The 14,198-nt window shown below is 65.4% G+C and carries 16 protein-coding genes; 4 read left to right on the top strand and 12 right to left on the bottom strand.

Going from position 1 to position 14,198, the window contains the following annotated elements; all coding sequences use genetic code 11:
- Positions 1-34: 34 nt before the first annotated feature.
- The 7 genes from ispH to tsaE form a co-directional block, all read right to left on the bottom strand.
- A complete protein-coding gene (ispH, locus tag J0M27_RS12370) occupies positions 35-967 on the bottom strand; it encodes a 4-hydroxy-3-methylbut-2-enyl diphosphate reductase (RefSeq protein WP_294991935.1) in 933 nt (310 codons plus the stop codon).
- Positions 967-1,398 (bottom strand): FKBP-type peptidyl-prolyl cis-trans isomerase, encoded by a 432-nt coding sequence (locus J0M27_RS12365; RefSeq protein WP_294991932.1) that lies wholly within the window; start codon positions 1,396-1,398, stop codon positions 967-969. Before J0M27_RS12365 ends, ispH begins: the two co-directional genes overlap by 1 nt.
- On the bottom strand, positions 1,395-1,880 hold the full coding sequence (gene lspA, locus J0M27_RS12360) for a signal peptidase II (protein ID WP_294991930.1): 486 nt from the start codon (positions 1,878-1,880) through the stop codon (positions 1,395-1,397). The genes J0M27_RS12365 and lspA overlap by 4 nt, the downstream gene beginning before the upstream one ends.
- Positions 1,873-4,764 (bottom strand): isoleucine--tRNA ligase, encoded by a 2,892-nt coding sequence (gene ileS / locus J0M27_RS12355; RefSeq protein ID WP_294991927.1) that lies wholly within the window; start codon positions 4,762-4,764, stop codon positions 1,873-1,875. The genes lspA and ileS overlap by 8 nt, the downstream gene beginning before the upstream one ends.
- Positions 4,757-5,701, bottom strand: coding sequence for a bifunctional riboflavin kinase/FAD synthetase (locus tag J0M27_RS12350; RefSeq protein WP_294991924.1), 945 nt, complete (start codon positions 5,699-5,701; stop codon positions 4,757-4,759). Before J0M27_RS12350 ends, ileS begins: the two co-directional genes overlap by 8 nt.
- Positions 5,702-5,891: 190 nt before the next feature.
- Positions 5,892-7,157: an N-acetylmuramoyl-L-alanine amidase gene (locus tag J0M27_RS12345; protein WP_294991921.1), complete on the bottom strand. Its 1,266-nt coding sequence runs from the start codon at positions 7,155-7,157 to the stop codon at positions 5,892-5,894.
- Positions 7,112-7,612, bottom strand: coding sequence for a tRNA (adenosine(37)-N6)-threonylcarbamoyltransferase complex ATPase subunit type 1 TsaE (tsaE, locus tag J0M27_RS12340; protein ID WP_294991918.1), 501 nt, complete (start codon positions 7,610-7,612; stop codon positions 7,112-7,114). The genes J0M27_RS12345 and tsaE overlap by 46 nt, the downstream gene beginning before the upstream one ends.
- Between tsaE and queG the strand changes: the two genes are divergently transcribed.
- A complete protein-coding gene (gene queG / locus J0M27_RS12335) occupies positions 7,598-8,683 on the top strand; it encodes a tRNA epoxyqueuosine(34) reductase QueG (RefSeq protein WP_294991915.1) in 1,086 nt (361 codons plus the stop codon). The two genes, tsaE and queG, sit on opposite strands and share 15 nt — an antisense overlap.
- On the opposite strand, the gene J0M27_RS12330 is transcribed toward queG, so the two are convergent.
- The 5 genes from J0M27_RS12330 to J0M27_RS12310 form a co-directional block, all read right to left on the bottom strand.
- Complete coding sequence (locus tag J0M27_RS12330) at positions 8,680-9,525, bottom strand: sulfurtransferase (protein ID WP_294991912.1); 846 nt, start codon at positions 9,523-9,525, stop codon at positions 8,680-8,682. The genes queG and J0M27_RS12330 overlap by 4 nt on opposite strands.
- Entirely contained in the window at positions 9,522-9,875 is a 354-nt protein-coding gene (locus tag J0M27_RS12325; RefSeq protein WP_294991909.1) for an STAS/SEC14 domain-containing protein, read from the bottom strand. Before J0M27_RS12325 ends, J0M27_RS12330 begins: the two co-directional genes overlap by 4 nt.
- A 162-nt stretch (positions 9,876-10,037) precedes the next feature.
- On the bottom strand, positions 10,038-10,328 hold the full coding sequence (locus tag J0M27_RS12320; protein ID WP_294991907.1) for an HU family DNA-binding protein: 291 nt from the start codon (positions 10,326-10,328) through the stop codon (positions 10,038-10,040).
- An 85-nt stretch (positions 10,329-10,413) separates the two neighbouring features.
- Complete coding sequence (gene mnmA / locus J0M27_RS12315) at positions 10,414-11,514, bottom strand: tRNA 2-thiouridine(34) synthase MnmA (protein ID WP_294991905.1); 1,101 nt, start codon at positions 11,512-11,514, stop codon at positions 10,414-10,416.
- Positions 11,507-11,959 (bottom strand): NUDIX hydrolase, encoded by a 453-nt coding sequence (locus J0M27_RS12310; protein WP_294991903.1) that lies wholly within the window; start codon positions 11,957-11,959, stop codon positions 11,507-11,509. The genes mnmA and J0M27_RS12310 overlap by 8 nt, the downstream gene beginning before the upstream one ends.
- 63 nt (positions 11,960-12,022) lie before the next feature.
- Between J0M27_RS12310 and J0M27_RS12305 the strand changes: the two genes are divergently transcribed.
- The 3 genes from J0M27_RS12305 to waaF are packed head-to-tail and all read left to right on the top strand — an operon-like array spanning position 12,023 to position 14,197.
- Positions 12,023-12,943: a branched-chain amino acid transaminase gene (locus J0M27_RS12305; RefSeq protein ID WP_294991900.1), complete on the top strand. Its 921-nt coding sequence runs from the start codon at positions 12,023-12,025 to the stop codon at positions 12,941-12,943.
- A gap of 20 nt (positions 12,944-12,963) precedes the next feature.
- Complete coding sequence (locus tag J0M27_RS12300) at positions 12,964-13,170, top strand: zinc-finger domain-containing protein (RefSeq protein WP_294991898.1); 207 nt, start codon at positions 12,964-12,966, stop codon at positions 13,168-13,170.
- A gap of 34 nt (positions 13,171-13,204) precedes the next feature.
- The gene (gene waaF, locus J0M27_RS12295; protein ID WP_294991895.1) at positions 13,205-14,197 is read left to right on the top strand and encodes a lipopolysaccharide heptosyltransferase II; all 993 of its coding nucleotides are present in this window, start codon (positions 13,205-13,207) and stop codon (positions 14,195-14,197) included.
- The last annotated feature ends 1 nt before the right edge of the window (position 14,198 follow it).

Here is a 14,198-nt window from a genome sequence, read left to right as displayed (position 1 = left end):
GGCAACGTGGCGGGCAGCCTCACGCCGGTGGCGCCTATCCGGCCAGCAGTTCCTTCGGCAAGGGAAAATTGACGTGCTCCTCGACGCCCGACAGGGTTTCGATGCTGCCGGCACCCAGGGCGCGCAGCCGTTCCACCACGCCGCTAACCAGGACTTCGGGGGCCGAAGCGCCGGCCGTGACGCCGACGCGCACGTTCCCCGCGAGCCAGGCGCCATCGATCTGCTCCGCGCCATCGACCAGGTAGGCCGGAACGCCGCCGATCGCCGCGACCTCGCGCAGCCGGTTGGAGTTTGAACTGTTCTTCGAGCCGACCACGACCACCACGTCGACCTTGCCGGCCATCGCCTTGACCGCATCCTGGCGATTCTGCGTGGCGTAACAGATGTCGTCCTTGCGCGGGCCGATGATGTCCGGAAAGCGGGCCATCAGCGCATGCACGATCACCCGCGCGTCGTCGACCGACAAGGTGGTTTGGGTGACATAGGCCAGCGGCGCCGTACCGTCAGCGCCGACTTCCAGTGCTGCGACGTCATCGACGTTCTCCACCAGGTACATGCGGCCGGTGGCCTGGCCCATGGTGCCTTCCACTTCGGGGTGGCCCTTGTGACCGATCATCACGATCTCGTAGCCCTGCTTGTGCAGGCGTGCCACTTCCAGATGCACCTTGGTCACCAGCGGACAGGTGGCGTCGAAGACCTTGAGGCCGCGCTTGTCCGCCTCGATGCGCACCGACTGCGGCACCCCATGGGCGCTGAAAATCACCGTGGCGCCGTCCGGAACTTCATCGAGATCCTCGACGAACACGGCTCCCTTGGCCTTGAGGCCATCGACCACGTAGCGGTTGTGCACCACCTCGTGACGCACGTAGATCGGCGCGCCGAACTTTTCCAGGGCGCGCTCGACGATGGCGATCGCGCGTTCGACGCCGGCACAGAATCCCCTTGGGTTTGCGAGCAGGATTTGCATCACAGTATTCCGATGATTTCGACTTCGAAGCGCACCGGCTTGCCGGCCAGTGGATGGTTGAAATCGACCAGCACCGCCTCGTCGTCGAGCTCGCGCACGATGCCGGTGAACTTGTCGCCGCCGGGCGCCGCGAATTCGATCAGGCCGTGCAGTTCGGGGCTGGAGTTGGCCGGCAGCGTGGCGCGCGCCATGCGCTGCACCAGTTGCGGGTTGTGGCCGCCGAAGGCCTGGTCGGCATCGAGCAGGAACACGTGGCGTTCGCCGACATTGACGCCGATCAGGCAGTGCTCGAGCGTCGGCGCCAATTCGCCGCTGCCGAGTTGCAGCGTCGCCGGCGTCGAATCGAAGGTGCTCACCAGTTCCGTGTCGTCGCCGGTGGCGACACGGTAGTGCAGGGTGATGAGGTTGCCGGCGCGTACGGTCTCGGTCATGGGTTGCCCGTTTCAGTTTCCTTGCCGTAGCGGAACTGATGCCAGAGCATCAGTACCACACCGACGGTGATGGCCGAATCGGCCACGTTGAAGGCCGGCCAATGATAGCCCGCTAGGTGAAAATCGAGGAAGTCGACCACGGCGTCGAAACGCAGGCGGTCGATGACATTGCCGATGGCGCCGCCCAGGATCAGCGACAAGGAGGTCGGCAGCAGCCGCTCCTGCGCGTAGTGGCGCAGCATGCTCAGCAGCCAGGCCGAGATACCCAGCGCGAGGGCAACGAAGAACCACTTCTGCCAGCCGCCGGCACCGGCGAGGAAGCTGAAGGCGGCGCCGGAGTTGTAGACCAGGACCAGGTTGAAGAAGGACGTCACGCTCAGGCTCTCCATCAGGCGGAAGCTCCCCAGCACCCAGGCCTTGCTGGCCTGGTCGAGCAGCACCACGAACGTCGCCAGCGCCAGCCAGCCAGCCAGCCTAGGCAATCTCGCGTGCCTCGCCGGCGCCGAACAGGTTGGACGTGCAGCGCCCGCAAAGTTCGGGGTGCCCGGCATCGTGGCCGACGTCCTCGCGCCAGTGCCAGCAGCGCGCGCACTTGGCGTGCGGGCTTGGCGTCGCCGAGATCGCCGTGTCGCCGGCGCCGACTTTTTCGAGCGTCACCTTCGAGCAGATGAGGACGAACTTCAGGTCGTCGCCCAGCGCAGCCAGCAGGTCGTAGGTATCCGGCGCCACGCCCAGGCTGACTTCGGCCTGCAACGAGGAACCGATCTTGCCGGCCGAGCGCAGTTCTTCGAGCACCCGGGCGACCTCGGCGCGCAGCGCGCGTATCGCCTGCCACCGTGTCGCCAGCGCCGACTCTTCGGCCTGCTCCGGCAGCGCATGCCAGGTGGAAAGCATCACGCTGTCGCCTTGTTTCAGCGTTGTCCAGATTTCCTCGGCGGTGAAGCTGAGTACCGGCGCCATGAGGCGCGTCACGGTTTGCAGGATGTGCCACAGCGCGCTTTGCGCCGAGCGCCGCGCGCGGGAGTTCTCCGCGGCGGTGTACAGCCGGTCCTTGAGGATGTCGAGGTAAAAGGCGCCGAGGTCCTCCGAACAGAAGTTCATCAGGCCCTGCACCACCTTGTGGAATTCGAAGCGCGCATAGTCCGCCGTGCACTGCGCCTGCAAAGCCCGCGTCAGGGCCAGCGCGTAGCGGTCCGATTCCAGCCACTGCTCCGGCGGCAGCATCTGTTTCGCCGGGTCGAAGTCTGCAGTGTTGGCGAGCAGGAAGCGCAGCGTGTTGCGCAGGCGGCGATAGACCTCGACCACGCGCGGCAGGATGGTCTTTTCGTCGATCGACAGTTCGCCCGAGTAGTCGGTGCTGGCCACCCAGAGGCGCAGGATCTCGGCGCCCAGCGTGTCGGAAATCTTTTGCGGCGCGACGACGTTGCCTTTCGACTTGGACATCTTCATGCCCTTGCCATCGACCACGAAGCCATGCGTCAGCAGCGCGTTGTAGGGCGCGCGGCCATCGATCGCCGCACCGGTCAGCAAGCTTGAATGGAACCAGCCGCGATGCTGGTCCGAGCCTTCGAGGTAGAGGTCGGCCGGGTAGGTACTCTCCGCCGCATGCGAGCCGCGCAAGACCGTTTTGTGCGTGGTGCCGGAATCGAACCAGACGTCGAGCGTGTCGCGCATCTTGTCGTAGTTCGCGGCATCTGCGCCGAGAAGTTCGGCCGCGTCGAGCTTGAACCAGGCGTCGATGCCCTCCTGCTCGATCTTCTGCGCCACGGCTTCGAGCAATTCCAGCGTGCGCGGATGCGGCTCGCCGGTCTCCTTGTGCAGGAAGAAGGGAATCGGCACGCCCCAGTTGCGCTGGCGCGACACGCACCAGTCGGGCCGGTTGGCGATCATCGCGTGCAGCCGCGCCTTGCCCCAGTCGGGATAGAAGGTGGTCGCCTCGACGGCGGCCAGCGCCTTGTCGCGCAATGTCGCCTGAATTTTCTCTGTCGCCGCAGGCGACCCGAATTCATCGCCCCCTTTTCCGGAAAGAGGGCCGGGGGGATTGTCCTTGCTTGCCGTGGCATGGATCGGGTGGGCCACCACCCGATCCATGCCCACGAACCACTGCGTCGTCGCGCGGTAAATAATCGGCGTCTTGTGGCGCCAGCAATGCATGTAGCTGTGCGTGATCTCGCTGCTGGCGAACAGCGCGCCGACCTCGGCCAGCTTCTCGATGATGACCGGATTGGCCTTCCAGACGAACATGCCGCCGAAGAAGGGCAGGCTGGCGGCGAACACGCCGTCACCCTGCACCGGGGTCAGGATCTCGTCGTTGTGCATGCCGTGCTTCTTGCAGGAGTCGTAATCCTCCAGGCCATAGGCCGGCGCGCTATGGACGATGCCGGTGCCGGCGTCGAGCGTGACGTAGTCACCCAGATAGACCGGCGACGCGCGATCGTACATGGGATGACGGAACGCCACCTGGGCCAGCGCCGCGCCCTGGCAGGCGCCGAGCACCTCGCCGTCGAGGCCGAAGCGCTGCAATGCCGCGCCGCGCAGTTCGGCGGCGAGGATGATGCAGCCGCGCGCCGTCTTCACCAGCTCGTAGGTGAATTCCGGATGCATGTTGAGCGCCTGGTTGGAGGGGATGGTCCACGGCGTGGTGGTCCAGATCACCGTCCAGCAGTCGCCCTCCGGCAGCGCCGCGATGCCAAAGGCGTGGGCGACGCGCTGGCGCTCGCCGTCGGCCAGGCGAAAGCCGACGTCGATCGCCGGCGACTTCTTGTCCTGGTATTCGACCTCGGCCTCCGCCAGCGCCGAACCGCAGTCGAAGCACCAGTTGACCGGCTTCAGCCCCTTGAACAGATAGCCGCGCTGGTAGAGCTCGCCCACCGCGCGGATCTCGTCGGCCTCGTTGCGGAAGGCCATGGTCAGGTAGGGATTGCCCCAGTCGCCGAGCACGCCGAGGCGGATGAAGTCCTTCTTCTGCCGCTCCACCTGTTCGGCGGCGAAGCTGCGGCACAACTCGCGCGCCTTGTCGGCCGGCAGGTGCTTGCCGTGGGCCTTTTCGATCTGGTGTTCGATCGGCAGGCCATGGCAGTCCCAGCCCGGCACATAGGGCGCGTCGAAGCCGGCCAGCGTCTTGGAGCGGACGATGATGTCCTTGAGGATCTTGTTCACCGCGTGGCCGATGTGGATGTCGCCGTTGGCATAGGGCGGGCCGTCGTGGAGCACGAAGCGCGGGCGGCCCTTGGCGGCGGCGCGAATCTTCTGGTACAGCTTCTGTTCCTGCCAATGGGCGATCCAGCCCGGTTCCCGCCTGGCGAGGTCGCCGCGCATCGGAAACGCCGTGTCGGGCATGTTGAGGGTCTTGCGGTAATCAGCCATGGGTCTTGCCGTCGTTTAGCTTAAAAAAGGCGCGCACGTCTGCGACGTCGCGGGCGATCTGGGCTTTGAGTGCATCGAGGGAATCGAACTTCGCCTCGCTGCGCAGCTTGTGCAGGAAATTCACGTCGACGTGGCGGCCGTAAATGTCGCGGTCGAAATCCAGCAGATGCACCTCGAGCACGGGCTTGAGGCCCTCGGCAATGGTCGGCCGCACGCCGATGTTGGCAGCGCCGGGCAGGGGCTGCGCGTCTATGCCCGAGACGGTCACGGCAAACACGCCGGACAAGGGCAGGCGCTTGCGCTTGACCTGGATGTTGGCGGTGGGAAAGCCGATGGTGCGGCCGATCTTCTTGCCGTCCATGACGCGGCCGGCGATGACGAAGGCGCGCCCGAGCAGTTGCTCGGCATGCTCGATGTCACCCGCGGCCAGCGCCTCGCGCACCGCCGAACTGGAAACCCGGATACCGCCGAGGTCGACCGTATGCATCGCCTCGACCACGAAACGGTGTTCCTGCCCGGCCCGCTGCAGCATCGCGAAATCGCCGCCGCGCGCCTTGCCAAAGCGGAAGTCATCGCCGATGATCAGGTGCCTGACCGACAGCCCGCGCACCAGGATCTGCTCGATGAACTGCTCGCCCGTCAGCGCGGCCAGCTTGCGGTCGAAGCGGCAGACATGCACGCGATCGACGCCGGCCTCGGCCAGCAGTTCGATCTTGTCGCGCATGCTGGCAAGGCGCGGCGGCGCCTGGTCGGGCGCGAACAGCTCGCGCGGATGCGGCTCGAAGGTCAGCACCGTCGCCGGCAGCGCAAGCTCGCGCGCCTTGGCCGTCAATTCGGCAAGCAGTGCGCGATGGCCGCGATGCACGCCATCGAAATTGCCGATGGTCAGTACGGTGGACGTCGTTGCGCGTCCGGGGACACCGCGAAAAACCAGCATGGGATTTAGCGTGAAATAGCTCGTTCGGAGCGACTGGTGATAGCCGAGCGAAGCGAGCTGACCAGTAGCCTCCCCGTGAGGGGAGGATGGGAGGGGCGGGCGTTCAATTCGCTTTTCGCATGTTTCATCATCAGGGGAGCCCTGTCACTGCTGCATTAAATTGAGGCCGCAGGGAAAGCGGCGAATTATATCAATCCAGCCGCGCCAGCTTCGACTTGGCCAGCGGCGGATTCTTCGCGAAGTAGCGGCGGATGCCGCGCAGGATGGCCTCGGCCATCTGCTCCTGGTAGGCCTCGTCGTTGAGCCGCTTCTCTTCTTCCGGGTTGGAGATGAAGGCGGTTTCGATCAGGATGGACGGGATGTCGGGCGCCTTCAGTACCGCGAAGCCGGCCTGCTCGACGTGGGCCTTGTGCAGGGTGTTGATGCGGCCCAGTTCGCCCAGCACGTCCTTGCCCAGCTTGAGGCTGTCGTTGATGGTCGCGGTCTGCGACAGATCCAGCAGGGTGCGTGCGAGGTAAGGGTCCTTGACGCCCAGATTGACCCCACCGACCAGGTCGGCCGAATTCTCCTTGTTCGCCAGCCAGCGCGCCGCCGAACTCGATGCGCCGGTCTCCGAAAGCACGAAGACGCTTGAGCCGCGCGCCGTCGGTTTGACGAAGGCATCGGCATGCACCGAAACGAAGAGGTCTGCCTGCACCCGGCGCGCCTTCTGCACGCGGCTTTGCAGGGGAATGAAATAGTCGCCATCGCGCGTCAGCACGGAACGCATGTTCGGCGTGGCATCGATCTTTTCCTTGAGCCGACGCGCCACGGAAAGCGTCACGTGCTTTTCGTAACTGCCGCCTCGCCCGATCGCGCCGGGATCCTCGCCACCGTGGCCGGGATCGAGGACAATGGTCACCAGACGAGCAACATCGGGCTTCTGCTCGGGCCGGCCGGCTTCAACCGAGGCCTTGTCTGCGGACTTTGTCTCCACCTTGGGGGCCGACCCGTCGGGCTTATCCAGCAGCGCCATCAGCGGATCGACCGGTTCGGCGGGAAAGAGGTCGAGCACCAGGCGATGGCCGTATTCGCCCACCGGCTTCAGCGCAAAGACCTGGGGCTTGACCTCGCTCTTGAGCTCGATCACCACGCGTACCACGCCCGGCTTGTTGCGTCCGGCGCGGATCAGCCTGATGTAGGGATCGGCATCGATGATCTTGGCCGGCAACGACTGCAGGACGGAATTGAACTCGATGCCTTCGATGTCCACCACCAGTCGCTCCGGGTCCTTCACCAGAAGGTGGCTGTAGCTGATCGGTCGGTCATGTTCCAGCGTCACTCGCGTGTAGTCGCGCGCCGGCCAGACGCGCACCGCGAGGATGCTGCCGGCCGCCGTGGCGCCGGCGCCGACTTTCGAAACCAGCAGCGTCAGGCCGGCGGCGGCGAACTTGAGGACCTCACGCCGGCGAGGCATGCGCGTCCCCGGTCGGTGGCGGCGGAAATGCCGGCGATGCGGCCCTCGCCGCTTGCGGCGGGCGCCAGCTGCAATTCAATTCGCATGTCGGCGGCAGGCAGGTAAGGCGCGGCCTTGTCGGGCCATTCGACCAGACAGATGCCGCTTCCTGAAAAATATTCGTCGAGCCCCGCATCGAGATACTCTTCTGCCTGATTGAATCTATAAAAATCAAAGTGATAGAAGTGTAATCCAGAAAGGGGATGAACTTCAAGCATCGTGTAAGTGGGACTCTTGACCGGGCCGGACTCGCCGGCCGCGCGCAACAGCCCGCGCACCAGCGTCGTCTTGCCTGCGCCGAGGTCGCCTTCCAGCCAGACCACCATGCCGGGCCTGAGATGCGCCGCCAGCGCGGCGCCCAGGGCCAGTGTGGCGGCCTCGTCGGGGAGGGCTAACGTAAGATGCTCGGCATGCATGTCGATGGCGAAGACTCTGGACTACTGAAGGAAAAAATCCGCGGCTGGGGCACGGAGCTCGGCTTCGATGCGATCGGCTTTTCCGCCACTGCCATCGACGAAGCCGCCGAGAACCTGTCCGCATGGCTCGCTGCGGGCTGCCATGGCGACATGGATTATATGGCGGCGCATGTCACGGACGCCGGCAACAAGCGCGCACTGCCGACCGAACTGGTGCCGGGCACCCGCTGCATCATCACCGCCCGCATGAATTACCGTAGCGCCAGCGCCGACTCTTGCGCGGTACTCGCCGACGGCGAACTTGCCTTCGTTTCGCGCTATGCGCTGGGCCGCGATTATCACAAGCTGTTGCGCAACCGCCTGCAGCAGCTCGCCGATCGCATCACTGCCGAGATCGGCGAATTCGCCTATCGGGTGTTCACCGACTCGGCGCCAGTCATGGAAGTCGGCCTCGCGCGCAACAGCGGACTCGGCTGGCGCGGCAAACACACGCTGCTGCTCGACCGCGAGGCGGGTTCCTGGTTCTTCCTGGGAGAAATATTCACCGACCTGCCGCTGCCGCCCGACACGCCGGTCACCGACCACTGCGGCACCTGCCGCGCCTGCCTCGACGCCTGCCCGACGCAAGCCATCGTCGCGCCCTATCAGCTCGATGCGCGGCTGTGCATTTCCTACCTCACGATCGAGCACAAGGGCAGCATTCCCGAAGCATTGCGCCCGCAGATGGGCAACCGCGTCTACGGCTGCGACGACTGCCAGTTGGCCTGTCCCTGGAACCGCGACGCGCCATTGACGCGGGAAAGCGATTTCACGCCGCGCCATGACCTCGACCAGGCGAGACTGATCGAGCTTTTTGCCTGGGAAGAAAGTGATTTCAACGAACGGCTGGCCGGCTCGCCCATCCGCCGCATCGGCCATGAGCGCTGGCTGCGCAACATCGCGGTGGCGCTGGGTAACGCACCGGGCAGCGACGAAGTGATCAGTGCGCTGCGCTCACGCGCCGACCACCCGTCAGCCTTGGTGCGCGAGCACGTAGCCGTGGCGCTTCGGCGCCACGGCGCGGAAAGCTAGCCCCGCGCGATGGGCCGCGCCGGATCGGCGCACCACTCGCTCCACGAACCGGGATACAGCTTCGACCCGGACAGGCCGGCCAGTTCCATCGCCAGAAGGTTGTGGCAGGCGGTCACGCCCGATCCGCACTGCTGCACCACCGAATCCGGCGAGCGATCACCGAGCAGTGCGGCGAACTCGGCGCGCAATTCGGCTACCGGCTTGAAGAAGCAGCCGTCGTCGTCAAGGTTGTCGAAATAGAAGCGATTCACCGCGCCCGGAATGTGGCCGCCCACCGGGTCCAGCGTTTCGTTCTCTCCGCGGAAACGTTCCGGGCTGCGCGCGTCGAGCATCAGCATGCGCGGCGATCCGAGGTCGGCCAGCACCCGGCCGACGTCGACCGCCATGTCGCGCGGATGCGGCACGAACCGGCATGGCGTCGCCGTCGGCAAGGTGGATTCCAGTGCCCGCTTGCTGCGCTTCCAGCCGGCCAGTCCGCCATCGAGCACCGCCACCCGTTCGTGTCCCAGCCAGCGCAGCAGCCACCACAGCCGCGACGCGAAGATGCCTCCTTCATTGTCGTAGGCCACCACCTGCGTCTCCTGGTCGACACCGCATTCGGACATGCGACGGGCGAAGGCGTCCGCGTCCGGCAGGGGATGGCGGCCGTTGCTGCCGCTGGTCGGCCCCGACAGGTCGTCGTCGAGATGCAGGAACAGCGCCCCTGGGATGTGGCCCTGGGCGTAAGCCTGGCGCCCGTACTGCGTGTTGCGCAGGTCGTGCCGGCAATCGAATACGCGCCACTCGGGATGCGCGGCGAGTTCCGCGGACGTCACCAGGAGCCGCGACGCAACCTCACTCATGAGTTGGCTTCCGCCAGCCAGGCTCGGGCCTCGGCCTCGTCCTCGAACACGGTGACGTCGGCATTGACGAAAAGCTGCGACAGCCAAGCGCTCCACGCCACCCACTGGCTGTTGGTGATGACCGCGATGCGCCGGAAGTCGCCCGAGTGCTCCTTGGAAAAGCGGATTTCCTCCCACGCCACGTCCAGCGTGAAATCCGCCATGTCGCGCAAATCGACCAGCAGGTCTACCTGCCCCGAGAACTTGATCTCGTGCAACACGAGTTCCTCGAATTCCATGAAATCGGCCAGCGTGAACTCGCCGAACACGGCGAATTCGACAAGATGGCCCTGATGCTGTGTCGTGATCATTTTGGTTCTCCTTCTCGCGAAGAATATCAGCGGGGAGCAAAAAGACAATGGCAATCCTGCGACCCGCGTGAATCCGCAGAAGAACTTCGAACTAAGGGCGCGCAGGAAACGACAAGGGCCCGCGAACGGGCCCCCGGATTGTTCGGTGCTGGAAGCAGCCGCTTACTTTTTCGCCTTCTTGCCCGACACGGCCAGCTTGAAGCCGGCGCCCGCGCTGAACTTCGGCACGGTGGTGGCGGCGATCTTGATCGCGGCGCCCGTCTTCGGATTCTTGCCGGTGCGCGCCGCGCGTTTGGCGGACTTAAAAGTGCCGAATCCCACCAGAGTGACGGGATCGCCCTTCGCTACGGATTTGACGATCGCAGCCATTGCGGCATCGAGCGCCTTGCCTGCGGCAGCCTTGCTAATGTCGGCTCCCTTGGCGGTAATTTCTATCAGTTCAGCCTTGTTCATTCTTTGGTTTCCTCCGGATATATTGTTGGGGCAGCCAGCCCAAAAAATATTCTAAACCCATTGCCCATGCATCGTGCAAGGTTTTTTATTCGGATGGCGCGGCGTTGCTGGCGATGATTCCTCCGCCCAGGCAAACCCTGGATTCGTACAGCACGACCGACTGTCCGGGCGTCACCGCCCATTGCGGAGCGGCAAAGACTACCTCGCATCGCTGCGCATCGACACGCTCGACTTGACAGGCGGCATCGGGCTGGCGATAACGGGTCTTGGCGGCATAGACCCAGTGCGAATGCGGCGCCCGCCCCGACACCCAGGACAGATCCATCGCTTCCAGGCTGCCGGCGAGCAAAGCCGGATGCTCGTGGCCCTGCACCACCCAAAGGATGTTGCGCGCCATGTCCTTGCCGGCGACGAACCACGGCTCCTCCGGCGCGCCCCTGACACCACCGATGCCCAGGCCCTCGCGCTGGCCAAGCGTGTAGTACATCAGGCCCTCGTGGCCACCGACCACCCGATCGGTGCCGAGCATCCGGATTTCGCCCGGCTGCCGGGGCAGGTAGCGCGCGAGGAACTCGCGGAAGGGCCGTTCACCGATGAAGCAGATGCCGGTCGAATCCTTGCGCGCGTGGTTGGGCAGCCCGGCTTCCTGCGCGATCCGCCGCACCTCGCGCTTGTACAGGTGGCCGACGGGAAACAGGGTCTTCGCCAGTTGCGCCTGATTCAACCGGTGCAGGAAGTAGCTCTGGTCCTTGTTGCCGTCCTCACCCTTGAGCAACTGCCACTCGCCAAGGAACTCGCGTACCTGGGCGTAGTGGCCGGTGGCGATCTTGTCGGCGCCCAGCGCCAGGGCATGGTCGAGGAAGGCCTTGAACTTGATCTCGGAATTGCACAGCACGTCCGGGTTCGGCGTGCGTCCCGCCTGGTACTCGCGCAGGAAATCGGCGAAGACGCGCTCGCGGTATTCGGCGGAAAAATTCACGGCCTCGAAATCGATGCCGATAACGTCGGCGGCGGCGGCGGCATCGACCACATCCTGGTTGGCGGAACAGTATTCGTCGCTGTCGTCGCCCTCCCAGTTCTTCATGAACAGGCCGGTGACCTCGTAGCCCTCGCGCTTCAGCAGCAGCGCCGCCACCGACGAATCGACGCCGCCGGACAAACCGACGATGATTCTGCCCCTAGCCATAATGCCGGATCAGGTCGAGCGGAAAGCGCCGCCCGGCAAGCCAGTCCTCGATGCACTGGAGCACCAGCGGGCTGCGGTGGCGAGCCTGGCAGGCGGCGATTTCCGCAGGCGTCATCCACACCGCGCGCAGGATGCCGGCATCGAGTACCCGGCCTTCCTCGTGCGCTCCCAGTTCGCCGGCAAAGGCGAAGCGTAGATAGGTGATGTCGCCCCGCGGCCGCTTCCACTGATAGGCGCCGACCAGTTGCCGCGGCTGGAAGTGCCAGGCGGTCTCCTCCAGCGCCTCGCGCGCGCAGGCCGCCACCAATGATTCACCTTCATCGAGGTGGCCGGCGGGCTGGTTGAAGCGCAGGCCGTCCTCGGTTTCTTCCTCGACCAGCAGAAAACGGCCCTCGCGCTCGATCAACGCGGCGACAGTGACATTGGGTTTCCAGACACGATTCATGGCTGCATTTTAGCGCCCCTGCTAAAATCATCGCTTCAACCAACGCAACGCTGGAGAACCCCCATGTCCATGGCCGACCGTGACGGCTTCATCTGGTACGACGGCAAGCTCGTGCCCTGGCGCGATGCCACCACCCACGTGCTGACGCATTCGCTGCATTACGGCCTCGCCGTGTTCGAAGGCGTGCGTGCCTACAAGACCGTTTCCGGCACCGCGATCTTCCGCCTCCAGGACCACACCAACCGCCTGTTCGCCTCGGCGCACATCTACCGCATGCCGATGCCCTACGACAAGGCCACGATCAACGCCGCGCACCTCGACGTCGTGCGCAGCAACAAGCTCGAATCCTGCTACCTGCGTCCGATCGCCTTCTACGGCTCGGAAAAGATGGGCGTCAGCCCGCGCGGCGCGGCGACGCATGTCTCGATCGCCGCCTGGCCCTGGGGCGCCTACCTCGGCGAGGAAGGCATGGAAAAGGGCATCCGCGTCAAGACGTCGAGCTACTCGCGCCACCACGTCAACGTGAACATGGCGCGCGCCAAGTTCGCCGGCACCTACGCCAATTCGATCCTGGCCAACATGGAAGCCACCGAGGACGGCTACGACGAGGCCCTGCTGCTCGACGTCGATGGCTTCGTTGCCGAAGGCGCGGGCGAGAACCTGTTCGTGATCAAGGATGGCGTGATCTACGAACCCGAGATCGCCTCGGCGCTGATGGGCATCACCCGCAACACGGTGATCACGCTGGCCGCCGAACTCGGCTACCAGGTAATCGCCAAGCGCCTCACGCGCGACGACATCTACATCGCCGACGAGGCCTTCTTCACCGGCACGGCGGCCGAAGTGACGCCGATCCGCGAACTCGACAACCGCACCATCGGCACGGGCAGCCGCGGCCCGATCACGACAAAGATCCAGAGCCTGTTCTTCGACGTGGTGAACGGCAAGGTGCCGGCCCACGCCGACTGGCTGAGCTATATCTGATCGCCTTCCGGAGAACCAATATGAGCACTCTCGACGAAACCCAGCGCCAGGTCGCCGTGACCGCCCATGACCTGCCGCTGGCCTGCCCGCGACCCGGCGCCCCCCTGTGGGCGCGACATCCCAAGGTCTTCATCGACGTCCTGAAGAGCCCCACGGGCGAGGCGGCCTGTCCCTACTGCGGCACTCAGTACCGTTTCACCGGCGAGCGGCCGAAGGGCCATCATTAAAGGCGGGCCGTGCCACGCGGCCCTTCCTTCCGGCGTGAAGATACTGGTCGTCGCACCGTCATGGATCGGTGACACGATCCTCGCCCAGCCACTCCTCGCGCTGCTCAGGCGCAATCACCCGACGGCCCGCATCGAGGTGCTGGCCGCGACGTGGTCTGCGCCGCTGCTCGGGCGCATGTCCGACGTCGACGCGGTCATCGCCAACCCCTTCCGCCATGGCGAGTTCAGTTTCGGCGCACGCCGCGCCCTCGGACGCCGTCTCGCCAGCGCCGACTTCTCGCACGCCTACGTCTTGCCGAACTCCTGGAAATCGGCGCTGGTCCCCTACTTCGCATGCATTCCGCGCCGCATCGGCTACCAGGGCGAGTCGCGCTACCTGCTGCTCAACAAGCGCCACCGGCTCGATCCCGCCCGCCATCCGCAACTCGCGCAGCGCTATGCGGCGCTGGCCGGGCCCCTGCCTACAGACCTGCCGCAACCGCGGCTGAATTCGACGCCCGAACAACAGCAGGCGGCCCGCAAGGCGCTGGGCCTACCCGCCTCAGCCCAGCCCGTGGTTTTCTGCCCCGGCGCCGAGTACGGCCCGGCCAAGCGCTGGCCGGCGCGGCATTTTGCCGAGCTGGCACGGCTCGTTGCGAGCCCGGAAAACCCGGCATGGCTGGTCGGCTCGGACAAGGACGCCGCCGTCGGCGATGAAATCGCCACCGCGGCGAAAGGCGCGGCGTTGAACCTGTGCGGGCGCAGCACGCTGGAACAGGCGATCGACCTGATCGCTTCGGCCTCCGGCGTGGTGAGCAACGATTCGGGCCTGATGCATGTCGCCGCCGCGCTCGACAGGCCGTTGGTGGCGCTTTACGGTTCCTCGTCGCCGACCTACACGCCGCCGCTCTCGCCACGGGCGCGCATCGTCTCCAGGAACCTGTCATGCAGCCCCTGCTTCAAGCGCGAATGCCCGCTCGGGCATTTCGACTGCATGAACGGCATCGCGCCCGAACAGGTCGCGCAAACCCTGCTGGCCTTGCGCTGAC

The sequence above is a fragment of the Sulfuritalea sp. genome, assembly GCF_017302275.1.
Classification (GTDB): Bacteria; Pseudomonadota; Gammaproteobacteria; order Burkholderiales; family Rhodocyclaceae; genus Sulfuritalea.
The sequence above is the reverse complement of the archived record's forward strand: the minus strand, read 5'-3'. Positions and strand labels throughout refer to the sequence as shown.

What these genes read in the sequence shown, in the direction of transcription:
- ispH (WP_294991935.1), bottom strand. Translation starts at nt 967, where the DNA reads ATGCAAATCCTGCTCGCAAACCCAAGGGGATTCTGTGCCGGCGTCGAA.
- J0M27_RS12365 (WP_294991932.1), bottom strand. Translation starts at nt 1,398, where the DNA reads ATGACCGAGACCGTACGCGCCGGCAACCTCATCACCCTGCACTACCGT.
- ileS (WP_294991927.1), bottom strand. Translation starts at nt 4,764, where the DNA reads ATGGCTGATTACCGCAAGACCCTCAACATGCCCGACACGGCGTTTCCG.
- J0M27_RS12350 (WP_294991924.1), bottom strand. Translation starts at nt 5,701, where the DNA reads ATGCTGGTTTTTCGCGGTGTCCCCGGACGCGCAACGACGTCCACCGTA.
- J0M27_RS12345 (WP_294991921.1), bottom strand. Translation starts at nt 7,157, where the DNA reads ATGCCTCGCCGGCGTGAGGTCCTCAAGTTCGCCGCCGCCGGCCTGACG.
- queG (WP_294991915.1), top strand. Translation starts at nt 7,598, where the DNA reads ATGCTCGGCATGCATGTCGATGGCGAAGACTCTGGACTACTGAAGGAA.
- tsaE (WP_294991918.1), bottom strand. Translation starts at nt 7,612, where the DNA reads ATGCATGCCGAGCATCTTACGTTAGCCCTCCCCGACGAGGCCGCCACA.
- J0M27_RS12330 (WP_294991912.1), bottom strand. Translation starts at nt 9,525, where the DNA reads ATGAGTGAGGTTGCGTCGCGGCTCCTGGTGACGTCCGCGGAACTCGCC.
- J0M27_RS12325 (WP_294991909.1), bottom strand. Translation starts at nt 9,875, where the DNA reads ATGATCACGACACAGCATCAGGGCCATCTTGTCGAATTCGCCGTGTTC.
- J0M27_RS12320 (WP_294991907.1), bottom strand. Translation starts at nt 10,328, where the DNA reads ATGAACAAGGCTGAACTGATAGAAATTACCGCCAAGGGAGCCGACATT.
- mnmA (WP_294991905.1), bottom strand. Translation starts at nt 11,514, where the DNA reads ATGGCTAGGGGCAGAATCATCGTCGGTTTGTCCGGCGGCGTCGATTCG.
- J0M27_RS12310 (WP_294991903.1), bottom strand. Translation starts at nt 11,959, where the DNA reads ATGAATCGTGTCTGGAAACCCAATGTCACTGTCGCCGCGTTGATCGAG.
- J0M27_RS12305 (WP_294991900.1), top strand. Translation starts at nt 12,023, where the DNA reads ATGTCCATGGCCGACCGTGACGGCTTCATCTGGTACGACGGCAAGCTC.
- J0M27_RS12300 (WP_294991898.1), top strand. Translation starts at nt 12,964, where the DNA reads ATGAGCACTCTCGACGAAACCCAGCGCCAGGTCGCCGTGACCGCCCAT.